The sequence below is a fragment of the Mycobacterium sp. ACS4331 genome (assembly GCF_001667265.1).
In the GTDB taxonomy this organism is placed as follows: Bacteria; Actinomycetota; Actinomycetes; order Mycobacteriales; family Mycobacteriaceae; genus Mycobacterium.
The window spans coordinates 1-15,986 of record NZ_LZHW01000013.1 but is presented as its reverse complement, the minus strand read 5'-3'; the positions used below and the strand labels follow the sequence as shown (position 1 = coordinate 15,986).

The 15,986-nt window shown below is 69.3% G+C and carries 15 protein-coding genes and 1 riboswitch; of the genes, 8 read left to right on the top strand and 7 right to left on the bottom strand.

Translation table 11 applies throughout. The annotated features are described in order from the left end of the window. Positions 1 to 26: 26 nt before the first annotated feature. Complete coding sequence (locus tag A5727_RS03770) at positions 27 to 1,247, top strand: D-alanyl-D-alanine carboxypeptidase family protein (protein ID WP_068244707.1); 1,221 nt, start codon at positions 27 to 29, stop codon at positions 1,245 to 1,247. On the opposite strand, the gene A5727_RS03765 is transcribed toward A5727_RS03770, so the two are convergent. From A5727_RS03765 to trpS, 3 genes are read right to left on the bottom strand one after another with little or no spacing between them, the layout of a single operon-like run. Further along, a complete protein-coding gene (locus A5727_RS03765) occupies positions 1,244 to 2,113 on the bottom strand; it encodes a nitronate monooxygenase (RefSeq protein ID WP_068244704.1) in 870 nt (289 codons plus the stop codon). The two genes, A5727_RS03770 and A5727_RS03765, sit on opposite strands and share 4 nt — an antisense overlap. Next, a complete protein-coding gene (gene yhjD, locus A5727_RS03760; protein WP_068244701.1) occupies positions 2,110 to 3,171 on the bottom strand; it encodes an inner membrane protein YhjD in 1,062 nt (353 codons plus the stop codon). The genes A5727_RS03765 and yhjD overlap by 4 nt, the downstream gene beginning before the upstream one ends. Positions 3,172 to 3,189: 18 nt before the next feature. Next, positions 3,190 to 4,218, bottom strand: a complete 1,029-nt coding sequence (gene trpS, locus A5727_RS03755; RefSeq protein WP_068244698.1) for a tryptophan--tRNA ligase — start codon at positions 4,216 to 4,218, stop codon at positions 3,190 to 3,192. 119 nt (positions 4,219 to 4,337) lie between these two features. On the opposite strand from trpS, the gene A5727_RS03750 reads away from it, so the two are divergent. After that, positions 4,338 to 5,297 (top strand): alpha/beta hydrolase, encoded by a 960-nt coding sequence (locus tag A5727_RS03750; protein WP_157521215.1) that lies wholly within the window; start codon positions 4,338 to 4,340, stop codon positions 5,295 to 5,297. Here the strand turns inward: A5727_RS03750 and A5727_RS03745 are convergent. After that, positions 5,290 to 6,090 carry an exodeoxyribonuclease III gene (locus A5727_RS03745; protein ID WP_082949583.1) on the bottom strand — a complete coding sequence of 267 codons (801 nt, stop codon included), beginning with the start codon at positions 6,088 to 6,090 and terminating at the stop codon, positions 5,290 to 5,292. The genes A5727_RS03750 and A5727_RS03745 overlap by 8 nt on opposite strands. 78 nt (positions 6,091 to 6,168) lie before the next feature. Between A5727_RS03745 and ephH the strand changes: the two genes are divergently transcribed. From ephH to A5727_RS03725, 4 genes are all read left to right on the top strand, one after another. Beyond that, positions 6,169 to 7,017: an epoxide hydrolase EphH gene (gene ephH / locus A5727_RS03740; RefSeq protein ID WP_068244689.1), complete on the top strand. Its 849-nt coding sequence runs from the start codon at positions 6,169 to 6,171 to the stop codon at positions 7,015 to 7,017. Between the two features lie 48 nt (positions 7,018 to 7,065). Continuing rightward, a riboswitch (SAM riboswitch) is annotated at positions 7,066 to 7,185 on the top strand. A 154-nt stretch (positions 7,186 to 7,339) separates the two neighbouring features. Further along, entirely contained in the window at positions 7,340 to 8,689 is a 1,350-nt protein-coding gene (locus A5727_RS03735; protein WP_068244685.1) for a bifunctional o-acetylhomoserine/o-acetylserine sulfhydrylase, read from the top strand. A gap of 11 nt (positions 8,690 to 8,700) precedes the next feature. Beyond that, positions 8,701 to 9,831: a homoserine O-acetyltransferase MetX gene (gene metX, locus A5727_RS03730; RefSeq protein WP_068244681.1), complete on the top strand. Its 1,131-nt coding sequence runs from the start codon at positions 8,701 to 8,703 to the stop codon at positions 9,829 to 9,831. Further along, positions 9,828 to 10,562 (top strand): class I SAM-dependent methyltransferase, encoded by a 735-nt coding sequence (locus A5727_RS03725; protein WP_068244678.1) that lies wholly within the window; start codon positions 9,828 to 9,830, stop codon positions 10,560 to 10,562. Before metX ends, A5727_RS03725 begins: the two co-directional genes overlap by 4 nt. On the opposite strand, the gene A5727_RS03720 is transcribed toward A5727_RS03725, so the two are convergent. The 3 genes from A5727_RS03720 to A5727_RS03710 are packed head-to-tail and all read right to left on the bottom strand — an operon-like array spanning position 10,559 to position 11,963. Then, positions 10,559 to 10,762, bottom strand: a complete 204-nt coding sequence (locus A5727_RS03720; RefSeq protein WP_068244676.1) for a hypothetical protein — start codon at positions 10,760 to 10,762, stop codon at positions 10,559 to 10,561. The genes A5727_RS03725 and A5727_RS03720 overlap by 4 nt on opposite strands. A 47-nt stretch (positions 10,763 to 10,809) precedes the next feature. After that, on the bottom strand, positions 10,810 to 11,055 hold the full coding sequence (locus tag A5727_RS03715) for a DUF3017 domain-containing protein (RefSeq protein ID WP_068245309.1): 246 nt from the start codon (positions 11,053 to 11,055) through the stop codon (positions 10,810 to 10,812). A 59-nt stretch (positions 11,056 to 11,114) separates the two neighbouring features. Next, positions 11,115 to 11,963: a bifunctional methylenetetrahydrofolate dehydrogenase/methenyltetrahydrofolate cyclohydrolase gene (locus A5727_RS03710; protein ID WP_068245305.1), complete on the bottom strand. Its 849-nt coding sequence runs from the start codon at positions 11,961 to 11,963 to the stop codon at positions 11,115 to 11,117. A gap of 69 nt (positions 11,964 to 12,032) precedes the next feature. On the opposite strand from A5727_RS03710, the gene A5727_RS03705 reads away from it, so the two are divergent. After that, on the top strand, positions 12,033 to 13,214 hold the full coding sequence (locus A5727_RS03705) for an NADH:flavin oxidoreductase (protein WP_068244674.1): 1,182 nt from the start codon (positions 12,033 to 12,035) through the stop codon (positions 13,212 to 13,214). 19 nt (positions 13,215 to 13,233) lie between these two features. After that, entirely contained in the window at positions 13,234 to 15,846 is a 2,613-nt protein-coding gene (locus A5727_RS03700) for an ATP-binding cassette domain-containing protein (RefSeq protein ID WP_068244670.1), read from the top strand. Positions 15,847 to 15,986 lie beyond the last annotated feature (140 nt).

Here is a 15,986-nt window from a genome sequence, read left to right as displayed (position 1 = left end):
CCGCCGTCACCTAATCTGCACACACCATGGCCAGTTCACGCATCCTCGCCCAGCGCGCGGCGACGCTGGCGGCGGCCCTGTTCCTGGCCGCTGCCCCGGGTTTGGCGTACGCCGAACCGCCGGCACCCGAGCCGGACCCGTGCCCGTACCGGGTCACCACCCCGCCGGCCGTGGACGCCTCCGAGGTGCCCAAGCCCGGCGACGCCCCGCCCGCCCCGCTGCCCGTGCCGGCCAAACCCGTCGGCGGCGACGCCCTGGGCGACTGCGGTGTGGTCACCGCCGCGGGCACCCCACCCGTACCCGGTGATGTGTCGGCCGAAGCCTGGCTGGTCGCCGACCTCGACACCGGTGAGGTCATCGCCGCCAAGGACGCCCACGGTCGGCACCGCCCGGCTTCGATCGTCAAGGTGCTGACCGCGATGGCCGCCCTGGACGAACTGAACCTCAACAAGCGGGTGCCCGGCACCCAGGAGGACGCCAACTCCGAGGGCACCCGTGTGGGTGTCGCACCGGGCGGGGTCTACACCGTCAACGACCTGCTGCACGGACTGCTGATGCATTCAGGTAACGACGCGGCCCACGCGCTCGCCGTACAACTCGGCGGGATGGACACCGCCCTGGGCAAGATCAACACGCTGGCCAGCAGGCTCGGCGGCCGCGACACCCGAGCCGCCACGCCGTCCGGGCTGGACGGGCCCGGCATGAGCACCTCCGTCTACGACATGGCGTTGTTCTACCGATACGCCTGGGAGAACCCCACTTTCGCCCAGATCGTGGCAACGAGGGAATACGACTTCCCGGGCCGCGACGGCAACCCGCCCTACGAGATCTACAACGACAACAAGCTTCTGGAGAACTACCCCGGCGCGCTTGGCGGCAAGACCGGTTACACCGACGACGCGGGTCAGACCTTCGTGGGTGCCGCCGAACGCGACGGCCGGCGGCTGGTCGCCGTGCTGATGCGCGGCACCCGCGTGCCGATCGCGCCGTGGGAGCAGGCCGCGCGCCTGCTGGACTACGGGTTCGCCACCCCGCCGGGCGCGCAGGTCGGCACGCTGGTCGACCCGGATCCGTCGCTGAAGAAACCCGAGCCGGTCACCGACCCCGCGGTCGCCTCACGCGCGGCCAGTGTGCTGCCCGACGCCGACACCGCACCTGTGCGCGTCGGGGTGGCGGTCGTGGGCACCGTGATCGTGCTGGGCCTCATCATGGTCGCGAGGTCGATGAACCGCCGTCCGCAGCACTAGGCCCAGCGGCCCAGCAGATCGGCGGCCTGCGAACACCATTCGCCGATCAGGTCGGCCGCGGTGCGCTGGGTGCGCAGTGCGCCCACCCCCTGCCCGGCGTTGACCGGCGTGGGCTCTCCCGCCCGATCGAGCAGCACGCGCTCCGGAAGCGCTGCGGGCCAACGATAGTGCGCGGCGATGTCGAACCTGCGGGTGGTGGCGGTCTGATGGGACTCGGCGGCCAGCAGTTGATCACGCGCATCCGGCGGCGTGAGCGCCTCGGTGCAGGTCGCCAGGGCCGTGCCGACCCACGCGCCCGCGGCCCCGGCCGCGAGCACCGCGGCCAGCGCCCGAGGCGAGGCGATACCGCCGGCGGCCAGCACCGGGACGTCCACGCTGTCGAGCACCTCGGCCAGCAGCGGCAGCGTGCCGATGCTCGGCGCGCCGTGGCCGCCGCCCTCGGCGCCCCGGGCGACCAGCACGTCGACACCGGCGTCCACCGCGCGGCGCGCCGCGCCGACGCTGGCCACCTGCGTCGCGACGGTCAGTCCGGCCTCGTGTGCCCTTGTCACCCACGACCATTCATCACCGAAGCTGACGCTCAGCAGTGCAGGCGCGGCGGCCACCGCAACATCGAGGAGCGCGGGATCGTCCTCGGCGACCCACCCCACCAGTCCGATGCCGATGGGTGCCGCCCCAGCCGGAATCCCCGCCAACTCGCCACGCAGCGCCTCGGCCGAACCCGCGCTGCCCATGCCGATCATTCCCAGGCCCCCGGCGTTGGCGACCGCGGTGGCCAGTCGCGCTCCCGCGGCGCCGCCCATCGGTGCGTTGACGATCGGCACGGCCAGCCCCATCGCCTGTGACCACGGCGTGGACAGCGTCATCGGCGTCGCCTCCCGTCGCGCCGAAACAGGCGCGAAAGACTCAGCGCACCAACCGCTCCCACGGCGGCGGCGACCACCGCCTGCTCCGCGCCCAGGCCTGCACGGGTCACCACCCGATTGTTGATCAGCGCGGGCGGTGGCGGTGGGATGACTTCTTCGCGCAGGTTCTCCTTCGATGTCGCCGCCCATGCCGTGGCGAACAGCACCAGGCGCGCGGTGATGTAGGCGAACACCATCAGACCCAGCACGGGTCCGAACGTCGCGCCCGCGGGACCGGTGACCACCGACCGCAGATAGACCGCCGCCACCAGCTTGAAGACCTCGAAACCGACGGCGGCCAGCAGGCCGGCCCTCACGCTGCTGCGGAAGCTGATGGACTCGCGCGGAAGACGCGCGATCATCCAGGTGAACAGGAGCCAGGACACGAAGAGCGACACCAGCAGTGAGGCCGCGCGCAGCAGCGCCGACAGCATGGGCGAGTCCTGCAGGCCCAGCCAGTTCAGCACGTTCTCCATGACCGACGAGTTGCCCAGCACGGTGAGGCCGATCGTGACCGCGATCGCCACGAACGCCGACACCAACGCCAGCAGGTCCGACAGTTTGGTGCGGACGAATCCGTCGGGCTCAGCGCGGTACAGCCCCCACATCTGGGACAGGGCCTCGCGCAGATTCGCCATCCAGCCCAGGCCCGCCCATGCCGCGGTCGCCAGACCGATCAGTCCCACTGAGGTGCGGGAGTTGATCGCGGAGTCCATCAACTGCACCAACTGCGAACCGAGGTCGCCGCTGACGGCCTCGCGGACCTTCCCCTCGATCTCGTTGAGCAGATCGGGTTCGTTGGCGAGTACGAAGCCGCCGATCGCGAATCCGACCATGAGCAGCGGGAACAACGCAAAGATCGTGAAGTAGGTGATGCCGGCGGCGTAGAAGTCACCCTTGCTGGCGTTGTAACGCTCCTGGGCCCGCATGACATGGTCGAACCACGGCATCCTGGCCCGAAGCCGGTCCAGGATGCCGGGCTTGGCCGAATCCTGGTCCGGGTCGGCCGGTTCGGTCATGCCTGCCTCCCGTTGCGGTCACGACAGCTGCGCTAAGAACCCTAACCGGTCGTATACCCGCTGCAGGGTTGCCGCAGACGCCTCCCTCGCGCGGCGCGCGCCGGCGGCCAGCACCGACTCGAGTTCACCCGGGTCCGCCAGCAGTTCGTCGACCCGGGCCTTGATGGGCGTGACGAACTCGACCACCGCTTCGGCGGTGTCCTTCTTGAGGTCGCCGTAGCCGCGTCCCTCGTAGCCGGTCACCAGTGTGTCGATGTCCGTGCCGGTCACCGCCGACTGGATGGTCAGCAGGTTGGAGACGCCGGCCTTGTTCTCCGGGTCGAACCGGATCTCACGCTCACTGTCGGTGACCGCGGAACGGATCTTCTTGGCGGTCTTGGCCGGATCGTCGAGCAGGCTGATCAGACCGGCGTCCGTGGCAGCGGACTTGCTCATCTTCGACGTCGGGTCCTGCAGGTCGTAGATCTTGGCGGTGACCTTGGGGATCATCGCCTCGGGAACGACGAAGGTGCCGGGGAACCGGGAGTTGATCCGCTCGGCGAGGTCCCGGGCCAGCTCGAGGTGCTGGCGCTGGTCCTCACCGACGGGCACCAGATCGGTGTCGTAGAGCAGGACGTCGGCGGCCATCAGCACCGGGTAGGTGAACAGGCCCACCGTGGTGCCCTCGGTGCCCTGCTTCTGCGACTTGTCCTTGAACTGCGTCATCCGTGACGCCTGGCCAAAGCCGGTGAAACAGCCCAGCACCCATGCCAATTCAGCGTGCGCGGGAACGTGGCTCTGGACGAACACGGTCGCCCGCTGCGGGTCGATGCCCAGCGCCAGGTACTGCGCCGCGGTCACCAGGGTGCGGCGCCGCAGCACCGCCGGGTCCTGGGCGACCGTGATCGCGTGCAGGTCAACGACACAGAAGTACGCGTCGTAGTCGTCCTGCATCTGCACCCACTGCTTCACCGCGCCCAGCGCATTGCCGAGGTGCAGGGAGTCGGAGGTGGGCTGGGCGCCGGAGAAGACGACCTGGCGTCCGGCGGTGGTGCTCTCTGTGCTCATGATGTGTCGATCTTTTCATGCCCCAAAATGACGGGGGCGTTAGTATCCCCGGCGTGACCCGACGCCCCGTGATCGCCCTCACCGCAGTCCTCTCTATCCTCGTCGCGGTGATCAACCCGATGAGCGCCGCGAACGCCGGCCCCACCGGCCGAGCCGTCGTCGTCGTCTCGGGCGGAAATGCGGTCAGCCCCTTCACGACTCCCACCCAGGCCTGCGGGTCGGGCCTGGCCGCGGGCAACACCGACACCGCGCTGCGGGCACACCTGCTCAAGCGGGGGCACACGGTGTACACCTCGCCCGCGATGGCGGGCCGCGGACCCGTCGTCGACCAGGACGGCTTCGGGGCCTTCGGAGACTGCCCCATCACGCTGCCCGACCTCATGACCGTCGACTCGACCGGCAGCATCGATCTGGCGGGTGAGCGGCTGGCGCGGTTCTTGACCCACCTGCACGACGAGTACGGCGCACGCGAGATCGACGTGGTGGCGCACTCCATGGGCGGGCTGTACTCGCGCGCCGCGTTCCGAGTGCTTCAGCACAGCGGTTCACCCCTGCGGATCCGCAGTCTGACCACGCTGGGCACCCCGTGGGAGGGATCGTTCCTGTCCGACTACGCCAACGGCATCACCCCGATCTCGGACTGCGCCGGCGACGAGTTCTGCGCCGGCAACATGACCGCGATGAAAACCGAGGTGGAGCGACTGATGACGGGGTCGGGCCGCGAGGTCAACCAGCGCTACCTGATGGGCGCGGGCGGCTGGAACGAGTTCCAGGCCGGCGTGCTCGACGACATCCCGGTCACGCTCATCGCGGGTGACCGCTTCACCCGCCCCGACCCGGTCAATCCGATGGTCTGGCCCAACGACGGCCTGGTCACCCGGCACAGCGCGCTGGCCACCGATGTCAGCGACCGGGTGCTGCCACACAGGAGCACCCACGTCTTCAACGACACCCACAGCATCTTCATCTCGGATGCGGCGGGCCTGCCCTGGGAGACCGCGCTGACGTGGGATCCGCGAGTTCTCGACGTGGTGGCTTCGGTGATCGAACAGCCTGTGATCGCGGGGCCGGTCAGCTGAACTCGACGGTCACCGGCGCGTGGTCGGACCACCGCAGCGCGTAGGCGGCGGGCCGCTCGGTGCGCGCCGCCACCGCCCTGGCCGCCAGGTCCGGGGTGGCCAGGTGGTAGTCGATGCGCCATCCGGCGTCGTTGTCGAAGGCCTTCCCGCGCCATGACCACCACGCGTACGGACCGGCGACGTTCGGATGCAGCCTCCGCACCACGTCGACCCATCCGGTGGCCATCAGGTCGGTCAGCCACTGCCGTTCCTCGGGCAGGAAACCGGCCTTCTTGACGTTGCCCTTCCAGTTCTTGATGTCGTTCTCGGTGTGCGCGATGTTCCAGTCACCGCACACCACCGCGTCCCGGCCGGCGACCAGCAGGTCGGCCATTCGGGCGGCGACCGCGGCCATGAAGCGCTCCTTCTCCAGCTGGCGCTCGGTCTGCGCCTCACCGGTCGGGACGTACACGCTGGCCACCGTCAGGCCCGCCGTGTCCACCTCCAGATACCGGCCGTGGGCGGCGAACTCCTCGGCGCCACAACCGATCCGGATCTCATCGAATGGCGTTCGGGACAGCACAGCGACACCGTTGCGGCCCTTCTGATGCGGGCTGGCCGCAGCCAGATGCCAGCCGTCGGCGATCGCCGGGTCGAGCGCCGCGGCCAACTGATCGTCGTCGGCGCGGGTCTCCTGCAGGCAGATGACATCCGCCCGGGTCTCCTTGAGCCAGGCCAGCAGGCCCAGATTCTCCGTCGAGCGCTCCTTGACGGCGGCGCGCACACCGTTGACGTTGATGGTCGTGACGATCACGGGGGGAGACCATATCGGCCCGCGGGGACATCAAGACGGCGGTACCGCTGGTACCGCATAGTTGGTACAGTCGGCCCCATGGTCTTCCATCGCGACCCGATCCACGTGGGCTCCGGTGAGCCCGTCCTGATGCTGCACCCGTTCCTGTGTTCGCAACAGGTGTGGTCGACGGTGGCGCCCCAGGTCGCCGAGACCGGTCGCTACGAGGTCTTCGCCCCGACCATGGCCGGGCACCACGGCGGCCCCAAATCCCCCACCTGGCTGCTCAGCACCGAACTGCTGGCCGACCAGGTGGAACACCAGATGGACCAGCTCGGCTGGGGCACCGCCCACCTCGTCGGTGATTCGCTGGGCGGATGGGTGGCCTTCGAGCTCGAACGCCGTGGCCGGGCTCGCACCCTGACCGGCATCGCGCCCGCCGGCGGGTGGACCCGGTGGTCCCCGGTGAAGTTCGAGACCATCGCCAAGTTCGTGGTGGGCGGACCCGCGCTGCTGGCCGCACGCCTGCTGGGTCCGCGCATCCTGGACCTGCCGTATGCGCGCCGTCTGGCCACCCTTCCGGTCAGCGGGCCTGCCGACGGCCCGCGACAGGCCGACCTGGTGGAGTTGGTCGAGGACGCCACCCACTGCCACGCCTACCTGGCATTGCTGGTCAAGACCCTGCTGCTGCCGGGCCTGCTGGAACTCTCCGAGGTCGCCGTGCCCACTCAGCTGGTCGTGTGCGGCCGGGACCGCGTGTTCCCCTCCCCGCGTGGGCACCGGCACTTCATCGACAACCTGCCGGAGACGTCGCGGATCACCCGGCTCGAGGGTTTGGGTCACATCCCCATGCTCGAGGCCCCGGGACGGGTCACCGAACTGCTGGTCGACTTCCTCGATGAGCACACCGGGCCGCAGTCGGCGCGGCCGCACCACCGACTCGCCTGATCTCGGGTCGCTGGCAGACAGTCAGCACCTTGGGATAGTCTGCATATCGGTCATGAGCGCCAGCGACAAGCCCCGGCTTGCTGGCCGGCAACCCTCCAACCGCGGTGGGGTGCCCCGGGTGATGACCAGGTTGAGTAGCCCCTCCCGGCTACACGGCAAGCGCGGGTCCGGTATGCGGGCCCCAAGAGTAGACAGGGAAACCTGATGCGGCCCGATATGTGTCATCACTGTTAGAGCCATGTCTCCGTCGTGCCGACCGGCACGCCGGGCGCTGCCCAGTGTCCACACTTCTCCCCCAACCGTGATGAAGGAAAGCCACCACATGAGCACCGAAGCCCCCGCGGACCCCAGTGCCACCTGGTCGTTCGAGACCAAACAGATCCACGCCGGACAGACTCCGGATTCGGCGACGAACGCGCGTGCCCTGCCGATCTACGCCACCACGTCCTACACCTTCAACAGCACCGACCACGCCGCTGCGCTGTTCAGCCTGGCCGAGCCCGGCAACATCTACACGCGCATCATGAACCCGACGCAGGACACCGTCGAGCAGCGCATCGCCGCACTCGAGGGTGGCGTCGCGGCGCTGTTCCTGGCCTCCGGGCAGGCCGCCGAGACGCTCGCGATCCTCAACCTCGCGCAGGCGGGCGACCACATCGTGTCCAGCCCGCGGCTCTACGGCGGCACGTACAACCTCTTCCACTACACGCTGCCCAAGCTCGGCATCGAGGTCAGCTTCGTCGAGAACCCCGACGACCTGGACTCCTGGCGCGCGGCGATCGCACCGAACACCAGGGCGTTCTTCGGCGAGACCATCTCCAACCCGCAGATCGACATCCTCGACATCCCCGGCGTCGCCGCGGTGGCCCATGAGCACGGCATCCCGTTGATCGTCGACAACACCATCGCGACGCCGTATCTGATCCAGCCGCTCGCGCACGGCGCCGACATCGTCGTGCACTCCGCCACCAAGTACCTCGGCGGGCACGGCACCGCGATCGCCGGGGTCATCGTCGACGGCGGCACCTTCGACTGGACCCAGGGCCGCCACGCCGGCTTCACGACGCCGGACCCGAGCTACCACGGTGTGGTGTTCGCGGACCTGGGAGCGCCGGCCTACGCGCTCAAGGCCCGTGTCCAGCTGCTGCGCGACTTGGGTTCGGCCGCCTCGCCGTTCAACGCGTTCCTGGTGGCGCAGGGGCTGGAGACGCTGAGCCTGCGGATCGAACGCCATGTCGCCAACGCCCAGCGGGTCGCGGAGTTCCTGGCGGACCAGCCCGAGGTGACCAGTGTCAACTACGCCGGACTGCCCAGCTCGCCCTGGCATGAGCGCGCGAAGGTCTTGGCGCCCAAGGGGACTGGAGCCGTCCTGGCGTTCGAGCTGGCAGGCGGACTTCCCGCGGGCAAGGCGTTCGTCGACGCGCTGACCCTGCACAGCCACGTTGCCAACATCGGTGACGTGCGGTCTCTGGTGATCCACCCCGCGTCCACCACGCACCAGCAGTTGTCGGCCGAGGAGCAGTTGGCCACGGGCGTGACCCCCGGCCTGGTGCGTCTCGCGGTCGGCATCGAGGGCATCGACGACATCCTCGAGGACATTGAGCGCGGTCTCTCCGCGGCCCGCGCCGTGGGCAACGGGGCCTCGGATCCGCAGGCCGTGGCGGCGTTTTGAGTGAGGCTGACATGACCATCACCCCGGAGAGTCCCCCGGTGCGCACTCCGCTGCCCGCCGAGGGTGAGACCACCGTCGTCAACATCGGTTCACTGACGCTGGAGAGCGGCGTCGTCCTGGACGACGTCAGCATCGCCGTACAGCGCTGGGGCGAACTCAACGAGAACCGCGACAACGTCGTCATGGTGCTGCACGCGCTGACCGGCGACTCCCACATCACCGGCCCCGCCGGCCCCGGCCATCCCACGCCGGGTTGGTGGGACGGTGTCGCCGGACCCGGCGCGCCGATCGACACCACCACGTGGTGCGCGATCGCGACCAACGTCCTGGGCGGCTGTCGCGGCTCGACCGGACCGAGTTCGCTTGCGCGCGACGGCAAGCCATACGGCTCCCGCTTCCCGGTGATCTCGGTGCGCGATCAGGTGGCCGCCGACGTCGCGGCACTGGCCGCACTGGGCATCACCGAGGTGGCCGCCGTCGTCGGCGGATCGATGGGTGGAGCCCGGGCGCTGGAATGGCTGGTCTCGCACCCGGACCGGGTTCGCGCGGGCCTGGTGCTGGCGGTCGGCGCGCGCGCCACCGCCGATCAGATCGGCACGCAGAGCACCCAGATCGCGGCCATCAAGGCCGATCCGAACTGGCAGGGCGGGGACTACCACGAGTCCGGCCGGGTCCCCGAGGCCGGGCTGCAGATCGCCCGGCGCTTTGCGCACCTGACCTACCGTGGCGAAGTCGAGCTGGACGCCCGTTTCGCCAACGACGCGCAGGGCTCCGAGAATCCGCTCGAGGGTGGCCGCTACGCGGTGCAGAGCTACCTCGAACACCAGGGCTCCAAGCTGCTGGCCCGGTTCGACGCGGGCAGCTATGTCGCGTTGTCGGACGCGTTGTCGAGCCACGACGTCGGACGCGGACGGGGCGGCGTCGAGGCCGCACTGCAGTCCTGCCCGGTGCCGGTCGTCGTCGGCGGGATCACGTCTGATCGCCTGTATCCGCTGCGCCTGCAGCAGGAACTGGCCGATCTGCTGCCCGGCTGCGACGGCCTCGAGGTCGTCGACTCGATGTGCGGGCACGACGGTTTCCTCGTCGAGACCGAGGCCGTCGGTGTCCTCATCCGCAGGACGCTGGAGCTGGCCGCACGGTGACCGCCCCCGATCCTGCACGCTCACTGTCGTTCGGGTCGGAGGCTGCCGCCTACGAGCGCGGACGACCGTCGTATCCGCCGGAGGCGATCGACTGGCTGCTGCCGCCTGGAGCACGCGACGTGCTCGATCTGGGCGCCGGGACCGGCAAGCTGACCGCGCGCCTGGTCGAACGCGGTCTGAACGTGGTGGCCGTAGACCCGATCGCCGAGATGCTCGAGGTGCTCTCCACCTCCCTGCCCGACACCCCGGCGCTGCTCGGCACCGCCGAGGAGATCCCGCTGCCCGACAACAGCGTCGACGCGGTGCTGGTCGCCCAGGCGTGGCACTGGGTCGATCCGGCACGGGCGGTGCCCGAGGTGGTGCGGGTGCTGCGCCCGGGCGGGCGGCTGGGACTGGTGTGGAACGTGCGCGACGAGCGCCTGGGCTGGGTCAAGGATCTGGGCCGGATCATCGGTCACGAGGATGACCCGTTCAGCCGGACGGTGACGCTGCCCGAACCCTTCACCGACATCGACCGGCAGCAGGTGGAGTGGACCAACTACGTGACCCCGCAGGCCGTCATCGACCTGGTGGCCTCACGCAGTTACTGCATCACCTCACCGGAGGCGGTGCGCACCCGCACGCTGGATGAGGTGCGTGACCTCCTGGCCACCCACCCCGCGCTGGCCAACGCGACGGGCCTGTCGCTGCCGTATGTCACCGTGTGCATCCGGGCGACGCTGGCCGGCTAGTTGCGATGCGCCGCGTCGAACTCGTTGAGCAGCAGCCCGAAGCCGTTGGCGCGCAGGCTGATCCGCAGTGACTTGTTCGGATCGTGGCCGTCCAGCCACGCTCTGAGCACGTCCTGCTGACGCAGCACCGACTGACGTTCGGCATGCAGTGCCCGCAGCAGCATCGACAGTGTCGCGGGTCCCTCCAGTAATGCCCCCATGAAGGGATATTACTGACGCAGGTGTCGACTTCGCTGCGGAATCATCGTCAACTCGTGCCCAACGGATCGATGGTCCAGGCCGCATACATGACGATCGTCGCCGCCGAGGCGGTGGTCACGAAGTCGATGCCGCGACTGCGCACCGCGAGCAGGCCCACACGGTCTTCGGACAGCAGCAGTCGCAGCGCCGCCGCGACCCCCGCTCCGATGCCGATCAGGAGCGCTCCACGGCGCCAGAAACCGGCGGCGACCAGGATGAAGGCGGAGAGAAAGACGAGCCCCACCACCAGCATGGGCCACTGCGCACGGACCACGCGCACGGCCCACTGGGCACGCGGCGCGGCGAAGATGCTCACAACCGCGACTCAGCCCGCTCGACCACGTTGGTCAACAGAAACGCCCGGGTCAGCGGGCCGACGCCACCGGGGTTCGGCGACACGTGTCCGGCCACCTCCCACACCCCGGGGTGCACGTCGCCGGTCAGTTTGCCGTCGACCCGGCTGACGCCGACGTCGACCACGGCCGCGCCGGGCCGCACCATGTCGGCGGTCACCATGTGCGGCACCCCGACCGCGGCGATGATGATGTCGGCCTGGCGTGTCAGGGCCGGGAGATCACGGGTGCCGGTGTGGCACAACGTCACCGTGGCGTTCTCGGATCGGCGGGTCAGCAGCAGCCCCAGCGGCCGGCCGACCGTGACACCGCGGCCGATCACCACGACGTGCGCCCCAGCGATCTCCACGTCGAACCGGCGCAGCAGGTGCACAATGCCGCGCGGCGTGCACGGCAGCGGGGCGTCCTTGCCCAGCACGAGCCGGCCCAGGTTGGTCGGATGCAGGCCGTCGGCGTCCTTGTCGGGGTCGATGCGCTCGAGCGCGGCGTTCTCGTCGAGATGCTTGGGTAGTGGCAGCTGCACGATGTACCCCGTGCAGTCGGGGTTGGCGTTGAGCTCGTCGATGGTGGCGTCGAGCTGGGCCTGGGTGATGTCGGCTGGCAGGTCGCGACGGATCGAGGTTATGCCGACCTTCGCGCAGTCGGCGTGCTTGCCGCGCACGTAGGCCTGCGACCCCGGGTCGTCACCCACCAGGATGGTGCCCAGTCCGGGGGTGATCCCGGCTTGGGTCAGCTTCGTGACCCGCTCTTTGAGGTCGACGAAGATCTCGTCGCGCGTGGCCTTACCGTCCAGAACTGTCGCACCCACGGCTGCCATTCTTGCACCGGCGCGCGCCGCCTTTGACACAGCGGGACAAGGCGGTGTTGAGTGCGAGGTGTGAACACCAGCCCAGATGTGTTCAGTCCGGCCAAGCTCGGCCCACTGACCTTGCGCAATCGCATCATCAAGGCAGCCACCTTCGAGGCCGCCACCCCAGACGCGTTGGTCACCGACGACCTGATCAACTACCACCGGCGGCCAGCGGCGGGCGGGGTCGGTATGACCACGGTGGCCTACTGCGCGGTGGCCCCCGGCGGCCGCACCGACGGCTGGCAGATCTGGATGCGCCCCGAGGCGGTGCCGGGTCTGCGTCGGCTCACCGAGGCCGTGCACGCCGAGGGCGCGGCGATCAGCGCCCAGATCGGCCACGCCGGTCCGGTGGCGAACTCCCGAACCAACAAGGCCCGCGCACTCGCCCCGATCCGGTTCTTCAACCCGCTGTCGATGCGGTTCGCCAAGAAGGCGACCCGCGAGGACATCAAGGACGTGATGGAGGCGCACGCCAATGCCGCGCGCCTGGCCATCGATTCCGGATTCGACGCCGTCGAAATCCACCTCGGGCACAACTATCTGGCCAGCTCGTTCCTGTCACCGCTGATCAACCGGCGCACCGACGAGTTCGGTGGCTCGCTGGAGAACCGGGCCAAGGTCGCCCGTGGCGCCGTGCAGTCGGTGGTGCGTGCGGTCAACGGTCAGATCGCCGTCACCGCCAAGCTGAACATGTCCGACGGCGTGCGGGGCGGCATCTCGCACGAGGAGTCCCTGCAGACCGCGAAGTGGCTCGAGGAGGACGGCGGCCTGGACGCCCTGCAGCTGACCGCGGGCAGTTCTCTGGTCAACCCCATGTACCTGTTCCGCGGCGACGCCCCCGTCAAGGAGTTCGCCGGTGCCTTCAAGCCGCCGATCAGCTGGGGCATGCGGATGACGGGCAAGAAGTTCCTGCGCGAGTACCCGTACCACGACGCCTATCTGCTGCGTGACGCACGGCAGTTCCGCGCCGAGTTGAAGATGCCGCTGATCCTGTTGGGCGGCATCACCAACCGCGAGACCATGGACAAGGCCATGGCCGAAGGCTTCGACTTCGTGGCGATGGGCCGCGCGCTGCTGGCCGAGCCGGACCTGCTCAACCGGATCCAACAGGACCGCACGGTCAGATCGCTGTGCACCCACTGCAATCAGTGCATGCCGACGATCTACCGCCATACGCACTGCGTGGTGACCGGCGCGCCCGATCGCTAGCCCGTTAGAGTTGGACCCGATGAGTCGACCATCCGCCCCCGCCCTGACGGTTCGGTACGAGGGGTCAACACGCACCTTCGCTGCGGGCAACGATGTCGTGATCGGACGCGATCTGCGCGCCGATGTGCGAATCGCCCATCCGCTGATCTCCCGCGCACACCTGGTGCTGCGGTTCGACCACGGTCGCTGGCAGGCGATCGACAACGGCTCGCTCAACGGCATGTTCGTGCACGGCCGCCGAGTGCCCGCCGCCGACATCTCCGACGGCCTGTCGCTGAACATCGGCAATCCGGACGGCCCGGAGCTGTCGTTCGAGGTGGGTCGGCACACCGGCTCGGTGGGCATGCCGCCGTCGACGTCGTCGATTCCGGCGGCCCGCCCGAACACCGGCGGCTATCCCAGCGCGAACTATCCGACGGCACCGCCCTCGGCGGCCGGCTACCCGAGTGGGCCGGCGCGCCAGCCCTACCCGACGGCGTCGCGGCCGCAGCCCGCCTACCCGCAGCCGCCGTCGCAGCCGGTCTACCCGACCAGCGGCGGCTACCAGACCGGTTACCCGTCCAGCACGTCGCAGCCCGTGCCCCAGCAGACCCAACCGCACAACATGCCCACGCAGATGGGTCCGACGGCGGCACCCCCCAAGGCCGCCGAGGGCAACCTCGCGACCAGCATGCTCAAGATCCTGCGGCCCGGACGTGCCCCCGAGGTGCCGGCCAACGGCATCAAGATCGGTCGCGCCACCGACAACGACATCGTCATTCCCGATGTGCTCGCCTCCCGCCACCACGCGACGCTGGTCCCGGGGCCGGGCGGCACGCAGATCGTCGACAACCGCAGCATCAACGGCACATTCGTCAACGGTCAGCGCGTCGAGGCGGCGCTGCTGGCCGAGGGCGACGTCGTCACCATCGGCAACGTCGACCTCGTGTTCGCCCGGGGCACGCTGGCGCGTCGCTCCGAGACCGAGGCGGCCACCCGCACGGGTGGTCTCGAGGTCCGCGGCCTCACCTGGACCATCGAGGGCAACAAGACGCTGCTCGACAACATCTCGATCGCCGCTCGGCCCGGCACGCTCACCGCGGTCATCGGGCCGTCGGGTGCGGGCAAGTCGACGTTCGCCAAGCAGGTCGCGGGTCTGACCCATCCGACCAGCGGCACGGTGACGTTCGAGGGTCACGACATCCACGCCGAGTACGCCTCGCTGCGCTCCCGAATCGGGATGGTGCCGCAGGACGACGTGGTGCACGGCCAGCTGACGGTGAACCAGGCGCTGATGTATGCCGCCGAGCTGCGGCTGCCTCCGGACACCACCAAGGAGGACCGGGCGCAGGTCGTCGCGCAGGTGCTCGAAGAACTGGAGATGACCAAGCACGCCGAGACCCGCGTCGACAAGCTCTCGGGCGGTCAGCGCAAGCGCGCGTCGGTCGCCATGGAACTCCTGACCGGTCCGTCGCTGCTGATCCTCGACGAGCCGACCTCGGGCCTCGACCCCGCGCTGGACCGTCAGGTCATGACGATGCTTCGCCAGCTCGCCGATGCCGGCCGTGTGGTCCTGGTCGTGACGCACTCACTGACCTATCTCGACGTCTGCGACCAGGTGCTGCTGCTGGCGCCGGGTGGCAAGACCGCGTTCTACGGGCCGCCCAGTCAGATCGGCCCGTCGATGGGCACCACCAACTGGGCCGACATCTTCAGTTCGGTGGCCTCCGACCCCGACGAGGCCAACCGCCGGTACAAGGAGCGCACCGGGGCGACTCCACAGCAGCCCCCCTCGGAGGCGCCCGCAGATCTCGGCGCGCCCGCGAAAACCAGTCTGCTGCGGCAGTTCTCCACCATCGCCCGGCGCCAGATCAGGCTGATCATCTCCGACCGCGGGTACTTCATCTTCCTGGCGCTGTTGCCGTTCATCATGGGTGTGCTGTCGTTGTCGGTGCCCGGCACCGTCGGCTTCGGGATGCCCGACCCGATGGGTGACGCCCCCAACGAACCGGGCCAGATCCTGGTGCTGCTCAACGTCGGTGCGATCTTCATGGGCACCGCGCTGACCATCCGCGACCTGATCGGCGAACGCCCGATCTTCCGGCGCGAGCAGGCGGTGGGCCTGTCCACGACCGCCTACCTGCTGGCCAAGGTGTGCGTCTATGCGACGTTCGCCGTCGTGCAGTCAACGATCGCGACCGCGATCACCGTGTGGGGCAAGGGTGCTCCCACGCAGGGGTCCGTCGGCCTGGGCAACCCCACGGTGGACCTGTTCGTCGTGATGGCACTGACCACCGTGACCTCGGCGATGGTGGGTCTGGCCCTGTCGGCGCTGGCCCGCACCAGCGAGCAGATCATGCCGCTGCTGGTGGTCGCCGTGATGAGCCAGCTGGTGTTCTCCGGCGGCATGATCCCGGTGACCGACCGCCTGGTGCTCGACCAGTTGTCCTGGTTCACACCGGCGCGGTGGGGCTTCGCGGCCTCGGCCTCCACGATCGACCTGATCAAACTGGTGCCCGGCCCGCTGACGCCCAAGGACGCGCATTGGGAGCACACCGGCGGCGCCTGGTGGTTCGACATGGGCATGCTCGCACTGCTGTCCATCGGGTATCTGACGTTCGTGCGCTGGAAGATCCGGCTCCCCCGCGCCTGAGCCCGGCTGCCTGGTCACCTCTTCTTCTGTCGCCGAAAGTTGACTTGTTCACCGGTTTTCCCTGGGCGGATTCAAGCGGTGGCTGCAGCGAATGTGGACGGGTCTGACAGTAGTCGGTGGAGTTCTTCGGCGGGGGTGCG

Bases quoted from the DNA above. Each gene is read 5' to 3' on its own strand.
- A5727_RS03770 (WP_068244707.1), top strand. From the start codon at position 27: ATGGCCAGTTCACGCATCCTCGCCCAGCGCGCGGCGACGCTGGCGGCG.
- A5727_RS03765 (WP_068244704.1), bottom strand. From the start codon at position 2,113: ATGACGCTGTCCACGCCGTGGTCACAGGCGATGGGGCTGGCCGTGCCG.
- yhjD (WP_068244701.1), bottom strand. From the start codon at position 3,171: ATGACCGAACCGGCCGACCCGGACCAGGATTCGGCCAAGCCCGGCATC.
- trpS (WP_068244698.1), bottom strand. From the start codon at position 4,218: ATGAGCACAGAGAGCACCACCGCCGGACGCCAGGTCGTCTTCTCCGGC.
- A5727_RS03750 (WP_157521215.1), top strand. From the start codon at position 4,338: ATGAGCGCCGCGAACGCCGGCCCCACCGGCCGAGCCGTCGTCGTCGTC.
- ephH (WP_068244689.1), top strand. From the start codon at position 6,169: ATGGTCTTCCATCGCGACCCGATCCACGTGGGCTCCGGTGAGCCCGTC.
- A5727_RS03735 (WP_068244685.1), top strand. From the start codon at position 7,340: ATGAGCACCGAAGCCCCCGCGGACCCCAGTGCCACCTGGTCGTTCGAG.
- metX (WP_068244681.1), top strand. From the start codon at position 8,701: ATGACCATCACCCCGGAGAGTCCCCCGGTGCGCACTCCGCTGCCCGCC.
- A5727_RS03720 (WP_068244676.1), bottom strand. From the start codon at position 10,762: ATGGGGGCATTACTGGAGGGACCCGCGACACTGTCGATGCTGCTGCGG.
- A5727_RS03715 (WP_068245309.1), bottom strand. From the start codon at position 11,055: ATGCTGGTGGTGGGGCTCGTCTTTCTCTCCGCCTTCATCCTGGTCGCC.
- A5727_RS03700 (WP_068244670.1), top strand. From the start codon at position 13,234: ATGAGTCGACCATCCGCCCCCGCCCTGACGGTTCGGTACGAGGGGTCA.